Here is a 17,157-nt window from a genome sequence, read left to right on the forward strand (position 1 = left end):
GGCCGTACGTGGTCTGGCAGTACGTCGTCGCGGTCGTACGGCATCAGGTGCGGGTGGCCCGGCGTGCCTCGGCCCAGACGGCGGCCTGGCTGCGCGAGGTGAAGCCCAACTTGCTGAGGATGCGCTCCACATGGCCCTCCGCCGTGCGCAGCGCGACGACCAGCCGGTCGGCGATCTGCTGGTTGGTCAGCCCCTCGGCGATCAGTTCGGCGACCTCCGTCTCACGGCGGGTGAGCGGGCTGTCGAACACCGGCCGGGCCGCGGACTCGCGCTCGCCCAGCGCGTAGGCCACCGCGTGGTCCGAGGCGAGTTCGAGGCCCTCGCGGTAGGCGCTCTTGAATCCGTCGCCCAGCAGCGCGCGGGCGACGTCCTCGGCCTCGGTGCGCACCGGGCCGTGGGACGGGGTGCGGTCCAGCGCGACGTGGGCGTCCTGCCAGATCCGTTTGGCGGCGCCCAGCAGGACGGCGGCGGGACGGCCCTCGCCGTCGCGGGCGTGGACCGCGGCGAGCAGTTCCAGCGTCATGCCGGTGCCGAACACGTCGCCGACCGCCCGCTTGAGCCGTAGGCACTCCCGGGCGTGGACCCGGGCCGACATCTGGTCGCCCTTGGCCCATTCGGCGAAGGCGAGGATGCGCAGGAGGTAGGAGTGGATCCACTGCTCGCCGTGGGCCAGGCAGATCTGCCGGAACTCCTCGCACAGGGCCATGGCACGGTCGTACTCGCCCTGGATCGCGAGGACATGGGCCAGTTCCACGTACTTGAAGCCGACCAGGCTCATCGACTCGCCCGCGCGCGGCGGCCGGGAGAGCGCCTCCTCGTACACGGCCTTCGCCCGCTCGTAGTCCCCGCTGATCAGGCAGGCGCCGCCCCGGCCGAAGAAGGTGTGCGCCACCTCGGCCTCGTCGCCCAGCCGCAGGGCGAGTTCGCGTGCCTCCTCGACGAGGGGCGCGGCCCGGACCGCGTTGCCCTGGCTGAGCAGCATCAGGGCGAGGGCCCACAGGGCGCGGGCCCGTGCGACGGTCGGCTCGGGGGCGGCGGCGAGCAGTCGCTCCAGCCAGTACCGGCCCTCCACCAGGGCGCCGGTCGCGAACCAGAAGAACCACAGGTGCCCGGCGAGCTTCAGTCCGGCCCGCAGCTCGCCCGGTGTGTTCAGACAGAACTCGAACGCCGAGCGGATCAGGTCCGACTCCGCGTGCAGCCGCCGGACCAACTCCGGCTGGTCGGGGCCGAACCAGCGCCGCTCGCACTCCTCGACGAAGTCCAGGCACCAGTCCCGCACCCGACGCCGGGCCGCCTCCTCCGCGTGGGCACCGTCCTCGCGGAGCCGGTCGAGGCCGTACTGCCGGATCGACTCCAGCATCCGGTACCGGGCGTGTACGGCGTCGCCGTCCCGGAGCAGCAGCGACTTGTCCACCAAGCCGGCCACGGCGTCCACCAGTTCGTCACGGTCGAGGCCGGGCCCGGCGCAGACCTCCTCGGCCGCGCCCAGGTCGAAGCTCCCGGCGAAGACGGAGGCGCGCGCCCACACCGTCCGCTCCTCGCGGGTGCACAGGTCATGGCTCCAGTCGACTGCCGCGCGCAGGGTGCGGTGCCGGGGCAGGGTGTCCTCACGGCCCGCGCCGTCCGTGCCGTCCGTGCCGTCCGTGCCGTCCGTGCCGTCCGTGCCGTCCGTGCCGTCCGTGCCGTCCGTGCCGTCCACGGTGTCGGCCAGCAACCGGTAACGGCGGTCGAGGCGTTCGAGCAGCTGCTGCACGCCGAGGGCGCGCATCCGTACCGCCGCCAGTTCGATCGCGAGCGGCAGCCCGTCCAGCCGACGGCACAGGGCGGCCACCGCGTCCTGGTTGGCCGCGGTGAGGGAGAACCCGGGCAGTACGGCGGCGGCCCGGTCGGCGAAGAGTGCCAGTGCCGGGTACTCCAGCGCGGGTTTGGGAGGCAGCGGCTCGCCCGGCGTGGGAGTCGCCAACGGCTGCACTTCCAGGACGTGTTGGGCGGGCACGTCCAGCGGATGTCTGCTGGTGGCCAGGACGCGCACCGCCGCGGTCTCCGCGAGCAGCGTCTCGACGAGCCGGGCGCACGCGTCCGCCAGGTGTTCGCAGTTGTCCAGGACGAGCAGCGACTCCCGGTCCTGGAGATGGTCGACGAGGACCCGTACCGGTGAACGACCCGACACGTCACGGATGTTGAGCGCCTCGATCAGGGCGAGCGGCACGAGCGAGGCGTCCCGCACACCGGCCAGCTGGACGATGTGCACCCCGTCGGCGAACGACCGCGCCAGCCGGGGCACGGCGTGCAGCACCAGCCTCGTCTTGCCGACACCGCCCGTCCCGGTCAGACTCACCAACCGGTGGGCGGCCACGAGACGTTTGACCTCGGCGGTCTCCTGACGCCGGCCGACGAAACTCGACGTCCTGACGGGTTGGCCGATGTTCTGCCGTGTCACGGATACCTGCACAATCGGTCCCGCCTCCGAAAGTGGACTTCAAGAACTGTATGGGCGAGACGCGGACGAAGCATCCGCAGCCCGACATTGCCACTTGAAGGCACTTTCCTGACGGAACGTGCACGGAATCCGTCACATGACGATCACCAGTGGATCAGCCGTGCAACGGCGGCGCTGGAGCCCTCCGGTCCACCGGGCGGAGGGCTCCACCGGACGGGAGGACTCCAGCGGCCGTACGACTCAGCCGGCGCTCAGCCGAACGAGAACGGCGGTGTCGGTACGAGGCAGCGACACCGTCAACTGCCCCTCGCGCGCGTCCCATTCCACACCCGCGTCCGAGGTCCCCGGATACAGCACGGTCGCGCGCACGGAGGCACCGCGCAGATGCGGGACCGTGAGCGTGCGGCCGGTGTCGTCCGACTTGCGTCTCCACACCATCACGTACGTCGCGTCCGCCCCCCGCAGCCCGTGCGCGATCCACCCGTCCTCCCACCCGGGAAGACCCAGCGGCCAGAACGGATGTGCCGTGGCGATCTCCCCCCGGACCTCCTTGTAGACGGAGACCGCCGAGCGGACGAGGCCGAACTGCTCGTCGTCCATGAGGTTGATGAAGCCGGAGAGGTGGATACGGCCGAGGAGCGGACCGGTGAGGGTGAAGGCGATCTCGTCGGGGGTCTGGTCCGGCTGGGGGTACGCCCACACCGCGGCCTGTTCGGGTGTCGTCGCGGTGGCGGCCGCCGCGGCGATGGGCGGGTAGCGCAGCGGGTCCTGCTGGTCACTGGTGGACTGGATCTGGGAGACGGCCAGTTGGGCGTAGTCCATGCGCAGACCGCCCGATCCGCAGTTCTCCAGGACGAGTTGGGGATGGCGGTCGAGGAGTCCGGCCAGCCAGTCGAGGTGGGCGCGGTGGTGCCCGAGCAGTCCGGCGCCCGCGCTCTCGGTGCCGTTCTCCGTGCCGGGGCCGATGTTGATGTTGTAGTCGAGCTTCAGATAGCCGACGCCCCACTCCCCCACCAGCCGGTCCACGACCTCGTCGAGGTGGGAGCGGGCGGCCGGGTGGCGCAGGTCGAGGTGGTGCCGGCCGTGTTCCGTGACGCGCAGTCCGCCACGCCGGAAGAACGCCTCGGGCGGCAGCGTCACGGCCAACGGGCTGCGTACGCCCACGACTTCGGGTTCGAGCCAGAGGCCCGGGGTCATGCCGCGCTTCGTGATGGCGTCGAGGACTTCCTGTATGCCGCCCGGGAAACGGTTGGGCGCGGGCTCCCACGCGCCGACGGAGTCCCACCAGCCCTGGGCGTCGTCGTCGTACCAGCCCGCGTCGATGACGAAGACCTCGGCGCCCGCGTCCGCCGCCGCCTCGATGAGCGGCAGGAGCCGTTCGGTGGTGGGGTCGCCGTTCAGGGTGTTCATGTAGTCGTTGTAGATCACCGGGAGGGTGCGGTGGTCGGGGTGGTCGCGGCGGATGCCCCGGCGGTAGTCCGTGAGGATGCCGAAGGCCGCGTCCAGACCGCCGGTCCCCGCGCGGACGAGGACGGCGGGGACGGTGTGGAACTCCTCGCCGGGTGCCAGGAGTTGGTGCCACTGGTGGTGGGCGTCGGAGGGGCCGAACAGGGCGACGTAGGCCGCGCCCTCGCGTTCGCCGGTCTCGTAGCGCCAGCCCGCGCTGGACTCGATCTGCCACAACCAGGCGTTGCCCTCCCGGTCGGTGAGGGCGGCGACCGGGAGGTGCCGGCCGGTGGACCAACTCCCTTGTGAGTAGCGCTCGAAGCAGCCGCGCCCCTCGCGTCCGTGGGCGAACCGGCTCAACGGCACGACCTCGTCGCGGAGTTCGGCCCGGCGCCAACGGCATTCGGCGAGCCAGTCGTTGTCCGCCCAGTGCAGGGTCAGTCCGTCGAGACCGTCTTCGACAACGGAGGATTCGGCGACAGGGGACGCGGCGACGGAGGAGGTGATCCCGCCAAGGGTCAGGGTCGTCACGCTCTCCAGCCGGAGCGGCTCGGCACCCTCGTTGACCAGCCGTACCCGCGAGCGCAGGAAGCCCGCGTCCACGCCCGTCGCCAGGGTGACCTCGGCGAGCAGCCCGGTCACGGGGTCCGTGAGCCGGATCGTCGTGCGGTCCCCGCTTCCGTCCCGCACGGTCTCGTGGTCGCGGTAGGTCAGACGGTCGCCGATGGCCGTCTCGATGAAACGTTCCCCCGACCACATGCGCCCGTGCCCCGTGGCGGTGACCTCGACGAGAGGCACCAGGCGGGCCCAGTCCTGATCGGGCGCTCCCAGCCGGACCGCCCCGGCGGCATCGACGAGGGCGTGCAGCCCGAGCGCCGGTTGCGACCAGATACGGGACCTCTCGACTGTTCCTACGACACTGGTCAACGCAATTTCCCCTTCTGGGACGGTTCGGTCCTGCGGCTCTCGTACGGGCGCTGAGCTGGGGCTTCTCGCCCGGTGGGCGGGAACTCGCCGCTCCCGCCGGTGTGTTCGAAAGGTAAATCCCCAGTTACGGTCTCTTGACGCCCACGTTGTGACCGCTCACAATCCTCGCATGGATGTGACCGGTCACACAAGCTTCGGCGGCCACGGCGACCCCCCTCAGGGGCCGCAGAAAGCCGCCAGTATCCGCGACGTCGCGGCTGCCGCAGGCGTCTCCTACCAGACCGTTTCGCGGGTCATCAACGGCCACCCGAACGTCAAGGAGGAGACCCGAAAGCGCGTCGACGCCGCCATCCAGACCCTCGGCTTCCGGCGCAACGCCACCGCGTTCGCCCTGGCCAGCGGCGTCACCCGATCGGTCACGGTCATCACGTCGAACACCGTCCTCTACGGCTATGCGGCCACCCTGCAGGGCCTGGAGGAGGCGTCCCGCGCCGCCGGATACGCACTCGGTGTGCGGGTGGTGACCCCGGAGGACGACCTGGACCGTACGATCGCCGCGGCCGCCGACACCGGTGGCGGCGTGGTGGTCATCGGCTACGACCGCATCGGTGCCGCCGCCCTGGACCGCGTACCCGCCCATGTACCGTGCGCGGCACTGGTGGAAGCGCCTCCGCCGGGCCGGACACCCGGCCGTCCGGCGGTGTGGGCCGACGACCGTGAGGCGGCCCGTGCCGCCACCGAGCACCTGCTGTCGCTCGGGCACGCGAACGTCCACTACGTCGCCATCCCCGCCTCGACCGGAACCCGGCGCCTGGCGGGCCCCCGAGCCGAGGGCTGGCGCCAGGCACTCGAAGCGGCCGGCATCACCCCGCCTCCGCCGTCCGGCAAGGGCTGGGACGCCCAGGCCGGCTACGAGGCCGGAAAGAAGCTCGCCCGGAACAAGGACGTCACCGCGATCCTGTGCGGCAACGACGACCTGGCGCTGGGTGTGCTGCGGGCCCTGCACCACGCGGGCCGGCGGGTGCCGGAGGACATCAGCGTCATCGGTTTCGACGACGCCCCGCACTCCGCGTTCGTCACCCCGTCCCTCACCACCGTCCGGATGGACTTCCACGGTCTTGGCCGCGCCGCGTTCGGGCTGCTGCGCGCCCAACTCGACACCGGTCAGCAGGAATCCGCGCCGCTACCTGCCGAACCCACCCTCATCCTCCGGGAGAGCTCGGGCCCACGGGCCACGTGAGCCGGACCGGACGTCCGCCCTCGCCCCATCCGTCACGTCCGCCGCGCTCGCCGTGTCCGTCAGCCGCCCTCCCCTCAGCCGTCGTACAGCTCCGCAGCACCGCCCTGCCCTCCTCCCTTCCGCGTACGAACAAGGATCCGCCATGAGAAGAGCCGTCTCCGTCCTTGCCACCGCCTGTGTCCTCGGGCTCACCGCCACCGCGTGCAGTGACAGCACCGGCGGCGCCACGACCGCCGCACCCGAGAGTTCGGTCGACCCGACCGCCTCCCTCAAGGGCGTCAAGCTCACGATGTGGGTCGCCCAGAACAGCGTCTCGGAGCCCAAGCAGGCCATCGAGGCGTTCGAGAAGGCCACCGGGGCCAAGATCAGCACCGAGGTCATACCGGACCCGTACGAGTCGAACGTCCCGACCAAGCTCGCCTCGGGCGTCAAGCCGGACCTGATGTTCTGGCAGCCCACGGGCAGCACCCTGCCGTTCGTCCAGCCGGCCAAGAACCTGCTGACCCTGGACAACGAGGACTGGGTCGCCAAGCTCGGCACCACGGAGAAGACCCTCGGCCAGGTCGACGGGCACCGCTACGCGGCCATCGTCACCAGCCCCGCCGTGCTCGGCGTCTACTACAACAAGGACGTCTTCGCGAAGGCCGGCATCACCACCATGCCGACCAGCTACGACGAGCTGCTCGCCGACGCCGCGAAGATCAAGTCGAAGGTCTCGGGCGTGGCCCCGTTCTTCGAGGTCGGCGGCGACAAGTGGCCGCTCCAGTGGCAGGTGCAGGCCCAGATGACGGATCTGCCGCAGTCCTTCTGGGACAACCTCAACAAGAACAAGGACAGTTGGACCAACAAGACCATCGTCGACGCGATCACCAAGTACAAGACGAAGGTCCTCGACGGCGGCCTGGCGCAGAAGAACTACAAGACGGCCACGTTCGTCGACCAGGGCAAGGCGATCATGGACGGCACCGCCGCGATGGCGGTCAACGTCACCGCGCTCCAGTCCGAGATCCAGGCCACCTCCAGCACGGCGGAGATGGACAAGAAGCTCGGCTGGTTCCCCATCGCCAACAGCTCCGCGAAGGCCGAGTACTCGCCGGACCAGACGAACGGCGTCGTCGCCTTCAACACCGGTGACACCAAGCGGCAGAACGCGGCCCGGCAGTTCATGTCCTTCTGGCTCGGCCCGGACTACCCGGCCTACATCAAGGCCAACAAGCTCGTGTCGGTCGAGCCTTCGGTGGCCAACCCCGACGGCCTGCCGCAGACCGCGATCGCCCAGGCCAAGGCCCTGTCCAGCGCCCAGGGCGTCTTCCAGGTCAAGGCGCTCACCGCCCCGGACCTGCACCTCGCGCTCGCCGACATGATCTACGGCAAGAAGACCCCGCTCCAGGTCGCCCAGGCTGCCGAGGACCAGTTCAAGCAGGTCCTCAAGGCGCGCGGCGTCTCCGGCTTCTGACCGGCGCCACCGAGCCAGCCCCTCCCCCGGGCCGCCCGTCGGCGGCGTGCCCGGGGCCGTACCGGAGGTAAGAAAGTGGTGGACACCGCCACGATGAATGCCATCGACGCCCCGCGCGCGAAGGACCGAGCCGAGGACGACGACAAGGACCGGACGTCCCGGCGCAACCGGCTCCGCAGCAAGGCCAACCAGCCGTGGTGGTTCGCCCTGCCCGCGCTCGCCGTGTTCGGCGTGTTCTTCCTGCTGCCGAACCTGCTGAACTTCGTCTACCCGTTCACCGACTGGTCGGCGTTCCACTCGCAGATCGGCTTCGTGGGACTGTCGAACTTCAGCACCATCCTGCACGACGGGTCGATGGCCCGTGACATCCGGATCACCCTGGAGTACGCGGTCCTCGTGGCCGTCTTCCAGAACGGCTTCGGTCTCGCCCTGGCCCTGCTGCTGGAGCGCGACACCCGCTTCAACCGCTTCTTCCGCGCGGTCTTCTTCCTCCCGGTACTGATCTCCGCGCTCGCCGTCGGCTACATCTTCCGCGCCCTGCTCGCCCAGGACGGCGCGCTCAACAGCGTGCTGTCCTCGCTCGCCGGACACCACGTCGACACCCCCTGGCTCGGCTCGACCACCTGGACGCTGGTCGTGGTGACCCTCATCCACGGCTGGAAGTGGATGGGCCTGGCCATGCTGATCTATCTGGCGGGCCTGAAGAGCATGCCCGGTGATGTGCTGGAGGCGGCCCGGATCGACGGGGCCGGCTGGTGGCGCACCTTCTGGTCGGTCAGGTTCCCGCTGCTCGCGCCCGCCGTCACGTTCAATGTGACGACCGCGCTGATCGGCTCGATGAACACCTTCGACATCGTGCAGGCGACCACCGGAGGCGGTCCCGGCGGCGAGACCGAGGTCTTCAACATCTACATGTTCCGCATCTTCGGCCAGGGCCTGTACGCGCAGGCGTCCGCGATGAGCCTGGTGCTCTTCCTCATCGTCGTCGTCCTCGCCGTGCCCGTCATCGTCGGCCTGCGCCGCAGGGAGAACAACCAGTGACCACCGTTACCGCGTTCGCCCCCACGCACCGGCGCCCGCTGCGCTGGGTCCAGCCGCTCGTCGTCCTGATCGTCGCCGGAGTCACCATCGGCATCCCGCTGTGGCTGGTCGCGGTCACCTCCTTCAAACCGCAGGCCGAGGCGATCAAGCCCAACCTCTCCCTGCCCCACCACGTCCAGGCCGCCGCGAACTACAAGCAGAGCTTCGACGAGGGCAAGATCGTCCAGGGCTTCGTCAACAGCCTCCTGGTCGTCGCCCCGTCCGTCGTCCTCGTCCTGCTCCTCGGGGCGGGCGCGGCCTGGGTGTTCGCCCGCCGCAAGGGCCGCCTGGTCAACACCCTGTACGCGCTGAGCATCAGCGGACTGCTGCTCCCGCCCGCGGTGATCACCATCGTCATGGAGCTGCGCCAACTCGGCCTGGCCGGCACCCGGCCCGGCATGATCGGCGTCTACGCCGGGATGTACCTCTCCACGTCGATCTTCTTCATGACCGGGTTCATCCGCGCCCTTCCCGAGGAGCTGGAGGAGGCCGCCCGCATGGACGGCGCGGGCCCGATCCGGGTCTTCTTCCGGATCATCCTGCCGCTCCTGCGCCCGGTCATCGCCACCGCCACGATCATGGTGATGCTCTATGCCTGGAGCGACATCTTCTACGCCTTCTTCGTCCTCGGCGGCGGCGACAAGGCCACCCTGCCGCTCAACCTGTACCAGGTCGCCAACGCCCAGCTGTACCTCAACAACTGGCACCTGATCTTCGCCTACGTCGTGATGATGAGCCTCCCCATGGTCCTCGTCTTCGTCATAGCGCAGCGCCGCATCGTCTCCGGCATCACGAGCGGCGCCGTCAAGTAGCCCCGGGGGACGGCCAGTTGAGCCGCCCCGGTCACCCCCGAAGTACCCGACAGCCTCCCGCAACGCCGCGGGAGGAGGAGGACAGCCATGCCTCGAACACCCCGTACATCCCGTTCTGTTCGCGCCCTCATGGGCGTGACCGTCGTGACCGCCGCCCTCCTGGGCACGGCGCTGACCGTCCCCGTCGCACAGGCGGCCACCCCGACGCTGAGCGTCGACCTCGGCACCACCACCGGCGCGGTCATGCACGGAGCCAACGGCGCCCTGTACGGCCTCAGCGACGACGGCGTGCCCGGCGACAACATCGTCACGCCCCTGCACATGACGTCCATCGCCCAGAAGGCACCCGACGGCGCCCAGCACCCGAACGGTGACGCGCTGGTCGTCCAGCCGGAGTTCGCCCGCGGTGGCGGCGGCGACAACCTCATCTACATGCAGGACGTCTACGCCGACTGGCCGTACGAGAACCTCGGGCTGAGCGACTACCTCACCAAGGTCACCACGATGGTCACCAAGGTCGCGGCCCGCTCCGACGCGAGCACGTTCGTGTGGGTGCCGTTCAACGAGCCCGACGGCAACTGGTACACCGGGCTTGGCAGTTCGACCACCGCCACGTACCAGAGCGCGCTCGCGAGCTTCGAGAGCGACTGGACGACGGTCTACGACAAGATCCGCTCGATCATCCCGAACGCGCGCATCGCCGGCCCCAACGAGACGCACTACGACGCCCGCCTGATGGGCGACTTCTATCCGTGGGCCAAGGCCAACAACGTCCTTCCGGACATGACCACTTGGCACGAGCTGGACCCCAGCTCCCTCTCCAACTTCGAGGGAAACCTGGCCGCCTACCGCACCATCGAGACCAACGCGGGCATCAGCCCCCGCCCGGTCAACATCAACGAGTACGGCGACCGCCGCGACCTCTCGGTGCCGGGCCAGATGGTCCAGTGGATGTCCATGTTCGAGCGGAACAAGGTCTACGCCGACCAGGCGTACTGGGACATCGCGGGGAACCTGGACGGCAACGTCAGCCAGACCAACATCCCCAACGGCGACTGGTGGCTGCTGCGTTGGTACGCGGGCCTGACCGGCAAGACCGCCAAGGTGACCCCGCCGCAGTCCAACGTCGTCGACACCCTGCAAGGCATCGCGTCCCTCGACACCGGCCGCAAGCAGGCCCAGGTCCTCCTCGGCGGCGGCACCTCCGGCTCGGCGAACACGGTCGTCAAGAACATACCGTCGTCGTTCGGCAGCACGGTCAACGTCTCGGTGGAGCGCACCGCTTGGAGCGGCTACGAGGGTGCGGGCCCCGCGCCATCGGTGCTCGCCCGCAGCACCTACACGGTCGCTTCCGACGGCAGCATCACCGTCCCGCTGACCAGCCTCGACCCGATGTCGGCCTACCGCATCGTCGTCAACCCGGCCGGCACCGGCACGCCCACCGCCGCGAGCACCCCGGCGACGGCGTCGTACGAGGCCGAGAACGCGACCATCACCGACGGCACCGTCTACACCCAGGGCAGCGTCACCAACGCCTACGGATACGCCACTTCGGGCACCAAGGACGTCGGCAGCCTCAACCAGTCGGACAGCAAGGTCGCCTTCACCGTCACCGCCCCCACCACGGGCACGTACAACCTGAACGTCTTCTACGGCAACCAGTCCGGCGGCCCGGCGACCCAGACGCTGACCGTCGACGGCAGCTCCTCCCAGACGGTCACCTACACACCGACCCTGAACTGGACCTACCGCTCCACGGCGAGCGCCTCCGTGTCCCTGACGGCGGGCACGCACACGATCACCCTGGCCAAGGGCACCAACGAGGTCACGCTCGACAAGATCGACCTCACCGCGGCCTCCACGGCGGACACCTCCTACCCCGCCACGTACGCGGACATCACCGGTTCGCCGACGTACAACTACACCGCGTCCGGTACGACGGGTGCCGGCGCGCTGGCCCTGACCTCGGGCACCTCGGCCGCCTTCGACGTCTACGCGCCGACCGACGGCTACTACACCGTGCACACCGACTACTCGTCCAACGGGTCCGGCACGCTCACCCTGGACGGCGCGACCGCCGTCACGCTGGCCTCCACGAGCGGGACGCTGACCGACAAGAGTTCGCGGCTGTACCTGTCGGCGGGCAACAACCGCATCACGGCGGCCACTTCGGGCTCCACCACGCTGACCGTGCGCGATCTGCGGGTGGCCGCGAGCGGTGACACCACGGGCGTCTCCGCGTACGAGGCGGAGAGCGCGACCCTCGCGGGAACCGCCGTCGCCACCTCGGACAGCTGGGCCTCGGGCGGCAAGTACGTCGGCTATGTCGGCAACGGCTCGGCCAACACGCTCACCTTCCAGGTGAGCGCGGCCAGTGCCGGGCGGTACGTCATGAACGTCCGTTACGCCAACGACCAGGTCTCCGGCTCCGGGAACTACAACACCAACGTCGTCTCCCGGGCGGCCCAGATCTCCGTCAACGGCGGCACCGCGCAGACCGTCATGTTCCGCAACAACTACAGCTGGTCCAGCTACTGGGACCTGCCCGTCCCGGTGACCCTCACGGCCGGCACCAACACGATCAGCTTCGCCAACGCGAGCGCCTACGCACCCAACATCGACCGCATCACGGTCGCGCCGGTCTCCGGCTGACACCAACTCCGGCCGGGGCCCGGGCACTTGTGCCGGGCCCCGGCCGGGGGTTCCATCCCAGAGATTTACTCTCCACCCCATCCGACACATCGAACAACGACTGAGATATCGAACAGAAGGGCGACCCGGTGGCGAACGCCGAGAGCAGCGAACACACCCATCCCGACACCTACGTCATCGGAGTCGACTACGGGACGCTGTCCGGACGGGCCGTGGTGGTCCGTGTCGCCGACGGCGCGGAACTGGGGACGGCCGAGCACGCCTACCGGCACGCGGTCCTGGACCGGCAACTGCCCGACGGCACCCCGTTGCCGCCGGACTGGGCGCTCCAGGTGCCGTCGGACTACGTCGACGTGCTGCGCGTCGCCGTGCCCGAGGCGCTGGCCCGCTCCGGTGTCCGGCCGGAGCAGGTCGTCGGTATCGGCACGGACTTCACCGCGTGTACGGTGCTGCCGGTGCTCGCGGACGGCACGCCGCTGTGTGAGCTGCCGGAGTTCGCGGGCCGTCCGCACGCCTATGTCAAGTTGTGGCGCCATCATGCCGCTCAGGGTCAGGCCGACCGCATCACCGCCCTCGCCGAGGCGCGCAAGGAGCCCTGGCTGAGGCGGTACGGCGGGAGGATCTCCTCGGAGTGGGAGTTCGCCAAGGCCCTCCAGCTGCTCGAGGAGGACCCGGATCTCTACGCGTTGACCGAGCGCTGGATCGAGGCGGCCGACTGGATCGTGTGGCGCCTGTCCGGCAGTTACGTCCGCAATGCCTGCACCGCCGGCTACAAGGGGCAGCTCCAGGACGGGAGTTACCCCTCCGGCGACTACCTGGCCGCGCTCAACCCCGCCTTCGCCGGTTTCGTGAGCGGCAAGCTGGACCAGCCGGTCGGCCAGCTCGGCGACCGGGCCGGCGGGCTGACGGCGGAGGCCGCGGCGTGGACGGGGCTGCCGGAGGGGATCGCGGTGTGCGTGGGGAACGTCGACGCCCATGTGACGGCGCCTGCGGCCACGGCGGTGGAGCCGGGCCGGATGGTCGCGATCATGGGTACCTCCACCTGCCATGTGATGAGCAGCGACCGGTGGGCCGAGGTGCCGGGCATGTGCGGGGTGGTCGAGGGCGGCATCCTGCCGGGGCTGTGGGGATACGAGGCCGGGCAGAGCGGTGTCGGTGACATCTTCGGCTGGTTCGTGCGCACCGCCTTCCCCGCGTCGTACGCCGAACAGGCCGCCGCGCTCGGCCGTGACCCGCACGAACACCTCACCGCCCTGGCATCCGAACAGCGGGTGGGCGGGCACGGGTTGATCGCGCTGGACTGGCAGAGCGGCAACCGCAGCGTGCTCGTCGACCACGACCTGAGCGGTGTCCTGGTCGGGCTGACCCTGGCCACCCGCCCCGAGGACGTCTACCGGGCGCTGCTGGAGGCCACCGCCTTCGGCACCCGCACCATCATCGAGGCGTTCGAGACGTCCGGCGTGCCGGTGCGCGAACTGATCGTCGCGGGCGGCCTGATGAAGAACCCGCTGCTGATGCAGATCTACGCCGACGTCACCCGCCTCCCCCTCGGTGTCATCGACTCGGCGCAGGGCCCCGCGCTGGGCGCGGCGATGCACGCGGCGGTCGCGGCCGGCGTGTACCCCGACATCCGGGCCGCCGCCCACGCCATGGCCAAGGCCCGCCCCGCCGCCTACCGGCCCGACCCGGAACGCGCGGCGGCCTACGACCGCCTGTACGCCGAATACCGGCTGCTGCACGACTACTTCGGCCGCGGCGCCAACGAGGTCATGCACCGGCTGCGCCACCTCCGCGCCGAGGCCTCCGCCTGAGCGGCACACCCCCCGCCCGGCGGTCAACTCCCGGCACCCCCCTGCCCGGTGGTCAACGCCCGGCGGTCAACTCTCTTTGAAAGGAACCCTCATGGACACCGACCACGCGCCCTACCCGGGTCAGGAGATCTGGTTTCTCACCGGCAGCCAGGGCCTGTACGGCGGCGACATCCTGCACCAGGTCGCCGAACAGTCCCAAAGCATCGCCGAGATCCTCGGCGGCCCGGGGAAGATCCCGGTCCGCATCGTGTGGAAGCCGGTCCTCACCGACGCCGACGCGATCCGCCGGCTGTGCCAGGAGGCGAGCGCCTCCGACACCTGCGTGGGCGTGATCGTGTGGATGCACACCTTCTCCCCGGCCAAGATGTGGATCGCCGGACTCACCGCCCTGGACCGGCCGCTGCTGCACCTGCACACCCAGTACAACCTGTCGCTGCCCTGGCCCAGCATCGACATGGACTTCATGAACCTCAACCAGGCCGCCCACGGCGACCGGGAGTTCGCCCACATCGAGTCCCGCCTCAACATCGACCGCAAGATCGTCGCCGGTCACGCCACCGACCCACGGGTCGTCCGCCGGGTGGCGGCCTGGGCGCGGGCTGCCGTCGGCCGCCACGCCTCACGCACCCTGAAACTGGCCCGCTTCGGCGACAACATGCGCGACGTCGCCGTCACCGAAGGCGACAAAGTAGAAGCCCAACTACGGTTCGGCTACTCGGTGAACACCTACGCCGTCAACGACCTGGTCGCCGTCGTCGACCAGGCCGGGGACAAGGAGACCGCCGAACTCGCCGCCGAATACGTCGAGTTGTACGACGTCGTCCCCGCACTGCGCCCCGGCGGCATCCGCCACGACTCCCTCCTCTACGCGGCCCGCCAGGAGATCGGCCTGCGCACCTTCCTCACCGAAGGCGGCTTCACCGCGTTCACCACCAACTTCGAAGACCTGGGCGGACTGCGCCAGCTGCCCGGCCTCGCCGTCCAGCGCCTGATGGCCGACGGCTACGGCTTCGGCGGCGAGGGCGACTGGAAAACCTCCGCGCTGCTGCGCACCATGAAGGTCATGGGCGCCGGCCGGCCCGGCGGCACCTCCTTCATGGAGGACTACACCTACCACCTCGGCCCCGGCACCCCACGCATCCTCGGCGCCCACATGCTGGAAGTCTGCCCCTCCATCACCACCGACCGCCCCAGCTGCGAAATCCACCCCCTGAACATCGGCGACCGCGAGGACCCCGTCCGCCTCGTCTTCAACGCGGCCCCCGGCCCCGCCGTCGTCGTCGGCCTGGCCGACCTCGGCGACCGCTTCCGCCTCACCGCCAACACCGTCGACGTCGTCACCCCCAGCGAACCCCTGCGCCGCCTCCCGGTGGCCCGCGCCGTGTGGAAGCCACGCCCCTCCCTCGCCGAGTCCGCCGAGAGCTGGCTGCTCGCGGGCGCCCCGCACCACACCGTCCTCAGCTCCGCCGTCGACACCGAGACCCTCACCGACTACGCCAACATGACCGGCGTGGAACTGCTGACCATCGACGAGACCACCAGCACCGGACACCTCGCCAAGGAAATCCGCTGGAACGCCGCCTACCACCGCCTCGCCCAGGCCCTCTGACACCCATGATCCTGACCGATCTGCAAGGAGAGCACCGATGACCGCACACGTCCGTGCCGGCCTGCGGCACGAGGTACTCGACGCCAACCTGACCATCCCCCAAGCCGGTCTCGCGACCCTCACCTGGGGCAACGTGAGCGGCGTCGACCGCGAGGCAGGCGTGTTCCTGATCAAACCCTCAGGGGTGCCCTACACAGACCTCGCCCCCGACGATCTGGTCACCGTCCGCCTGTCCGACGGCAAGATCATCGACGGCAACCTCCGCCCCTCCACCGACACCGAGACACACCGCTGCCTCTACCTCGCCTTCCCCTCCATCGGCGGCATCACCCACACCCACTCCACCCACGCCGTCGCCTTCGCACAAGCCCGCCGTGACATACCGGTCCTGGGCACCACCCACGCCGACACCTTCAACGGACCCATCCCCTGCACCCCCGACCTCACCCCCGACCAGTGCACGAAGAACTACGAATACAACACCGGCCAAGTCATCGTCGACATGCTCGACGGCGACGACCATCAGGCCACCGAGGTGCCGGCCGCCCTCGTCGCCAACCACGGCCCCTTCACCTGGGCCACCACCCCCCGCACATCCCTGGAACACGCCATCATCTGCGAAGCCGTCGCCGACATCGCCATCAACACCCTCGCCCTGGCCCCCACAGCCCCACCACCACCGCACCTCCTCGCCCGGCACTACACCCGCAAACACGGCCCCGACGCCTACTACGGCAACCCGGACACGACGGCCGCCCTCTGACCGATGCCACAGCCACCCTTGTCGCTCACGGCGCGACGGTGGGCCCGTCCGGGTGGTTGTGGCGTTGTTCGACCATCTCGCGGGTCAGGCCCTCGGTCTCCGGCTCGGGCAGCCGCTCGAAACCGTCCTCGGTGATGACCGAGACGATGGGGAAGATACGGCGGTTGATGTCGGGGCCGCCGGTCGCGGAGTCGTCGTCGGCCGCGTCGTACAGGGCCTGCAACGCGGCCAGGGCCGCGTCGCGGCGGGACATGCCCTGGTGGTACAGCTTCTTGAGGGAGCCTCTGGCGTACGGGGAGCCGGAGCCCTCGGCGTGGAAGTCCGGCTTCTCGTAGGTGCCGCCGACGACGTCGAAGGTGAAGATGCGGCCCTTGGCGCCCTCGGGGGCGGCGGGGTCGTAGCCGACGAGGAGCGGTACGACGGCGAGGCCCTGCATGGCCTGGCCGAGGTTCTGACGGATCAGGCCGGCGAGGCGGGTGGCCTTCGCGTTGAGGGTCATCGGGACGCCCTCGATCTTCTCGAAGTGCGTCAGCTCGACCTGGTACAGCTTCACCATGTCGACGGCGAGCCCGACCGTACCGGCGAAGGCGACCGCGGTGTAGTCGTCCGCGGGGTGCACCTTCTCCAGGTCGCGCTGCGCGATGACGTTGCCCATCGTGGCCCTGCGGTCGCCGGCGATCAGCACGCCGTCACGGTAGGAGAGGGCCAACACCGTGGTGCCGTGCGGGAATTGGTCGGCGCCGGCGCGGACGCCCTCCGGGAAGGGGCGGCGGGTCGGCAGCAGTGCGGGCCGGTGCGCCGACAGGAACTCGGTGAAGGACGAGGTCCCGGGAGTGAAGAACTCGTCCGCCAGCCGGCCACTCATCTCATTCTCCGCCATACAACTCCCCCTCGCCCACGGACAGATATCGGACTCCTACC

The 17,157-nt window shown here is 70.0% G+C and carries 11 protein-coding genes; 8 read left to right on the top strand and 3 right to left on the bottom strand.

Annotation, left to right across the window (positions count from 1 at the left end; translation table 11 throughout):
- Positions 1-43: 43 nt before the first annotated feature.
- Entirely contained in the window at positions 44-2,440 is a 2,397-nt protein-coding gene (locus tag OG714_RS05235) for an ATP-binding protein (protein ID WP_406118848.1), read from the bottom strand.
- Positions 2,441-2,680: 240 nt separating this feature from the next.
- Positions 2,681-4,813: an alpha-galactosidase gene (locus OG714_RS05240; RefSeq protein WP_406118850.1), complete on the bottom strand. Its 2,133-nt coding sequence runs from the start codon at positions 4,811-4,813 to the stop codon at positions 2,681-2,683.
- A 169-nt stretch (positions 4,814-4,982) separates the two neighbouring features.
- Between OG714_RS05240 and OG714_RS05245 the strand changes: the two genes are divergently transcribed.
- From OG714_RS05245 to araD, 8 genes are all read left to right on the top strand, one after another.
- The gene (locus OG714_RS05245) at positions 4,983-6,053 is read left to right on the top strand and encodes a LacI family DNA-binding transcriptional regulator (protein WP_406118851.1); all 1,071 of its coding nucleotides are present in this window, start codon (positions 4,983-4,985) and stop codon (positions 6,051-6,053) included.
- A 142-nt stretch (positions 6,054-6,195) separates the two neighbouring features.
- Entirely contained in the window at positions 6,196-7,509 is a 1,314-nt protein-coding gene (locus tag OG714_RS05250) for an ABC transporter substrate-binding protein (protein ID WP_406118852.1), read from the top strand.
- A gap of 93 nt (positions 7,510-7,602) precedes the next feature.
- A complete protein-coding gene (locus tag OG714_RS05255) occupies positions 7,603-8,550 on the top strand; it encodes a carbohydrate ABC transporter permease (RefSeq protein ID WP_406118854.1) in 948 nt (315 codons plus the stop codon).
- Positions 8,547-9,401, top strand: coding sequence for a carbohydrate ABC transporter permease (locus tag OG714_RS05260; RefSeq protein WP_406118855.1), 855 nt, complete (start codon positions 8,547-8,549; stop codon positions 9,399-9,401). The genes OG714_RS05255 and OG714_RS05260 overlap by 4 nt, the downstream gene beginning before the upstream one ends.
- A gap of 87 nt (positions 9,402-9,488) precedes the next feature.
- A complete protein-coding gene (locus tag OG714_RS05265; RefSeq protein ID WP_406118856.1) occupies positions 9,489-12,053 on the top strand; it encodes a CBM35 domain-containing protein in 2,565 nt (854 codons plus the stop codon).
- A gap of 128 nt (positions 12,054-12,181) precedes the next feature.
- Positions 12,182-13,864 (top strand): ribulokinase, encoded by a 1,683-nt coding sequence (gene araB / locus OG714_RS05270; RefSeq protein ID WP_406118857.1) that lies wholly within the window; start codon positions 12,182-12,184, stop codon positions 13,862-13,864.
- Between the two features lie 91 nt (positions 13,865-13,955).
- Positions 13,956-15,473, top strand: coding sequence for an L-arabinose isomerase (araA, locus tag OG714_RS05275; RefSeq protein WP_406118858.1), 1,518 nt, complete (start codon positions 13,956-13,958; stop codon positions 15,471-15,473).
- Positions 15,474-15,510: 37 nt separating this feature from the next.
- Positions 15,511-16,236, top strand: coding sequence for an L-ribulose-5-phosphate 4-epimerase AraD (gene araD, locus OG714_RS05280; protein ID WP_406118860.1), 726 nt, complete (start codon positions 15,511-15,513; stop codon positions 16,234-16,236).
- 25 nt (positions 16,237-16,261) lie between these two features.
- Here araD and prcB read toward each other — a convergent pair whose 3' ends face one another.
- Complete coding sequence (prcB, locus tag OG714_RS05285) at positions 16,262-17,116, bottom strand: proteasome subunit beta (RefSeq protein WP_406118862.1); 855 nt, start codon at positions 17,114-17,116, stop codon at positions 16,262-16,264.
- Positions 17,117-17,157: the final 41 nt, after the last annotated feature.

Source organism: Streptomyces sp. NBC_00989, from assembly GCF_045162655.1.
In the GTDB taxonomy this organism is placed as follows: Bacteria; Actinomycetota; Actinomycetes; order Streptomycetales; family Streptomycetaceae; genus Streptomyces.

Excerpts from the sequence above, each read along its gene's own strand:
- araA (WP_406118858.1), top strand. The coding sequence starts at position 13,956 with ATGGACACCGACCACGCGCCCTACCCGGGTCAGGAGATCTGGTTTCTC.
- OG714_RS05245 (WP_406118851.1), top strand. The coding sequence starts at position 4,983 with ATGGATGTGACCGGTCACACAAGCTTCGGCGGCCACGGCGACCCCCCT.
- OG714_RS05265 (WP_406118856.1), top strand. The coding sequence starts at position 9,489 with ATGCCTCGAACACCCCGTACATCCCGTTCTGTTCGCGCCCTCATGGGC.
- OG714_RS05255 (WP_406118854.1), top strand. The coding sequence starts at position 7,603 with ATGAATGCCATCGACGCCCCGCGCGCGAAGGACCGAGCCGAGGACGAC.
- OG714_RS05250 (WP_406118852.1), top strand. The coding sequence starts at position 6,196 with ATGAGAAGAGCCGTCTCCGTCCTTGCCACCGCCTGTGTCCTCGGGCTC.
- prcB (WP_406118862.1), bottom strand. The coding sequence starts at position 17,116 with ATGGCGGAGAATGAGATGAGTGGCCGGCTGGCGGACGAGTTCTTCACT.
- araD (WP_406118860.1), top strand. The coding sequence starts at position 15,511 with ATGACCGCACACGTCCGTGCCGGCCTGCGGCACGAGGTACTCGACGCC.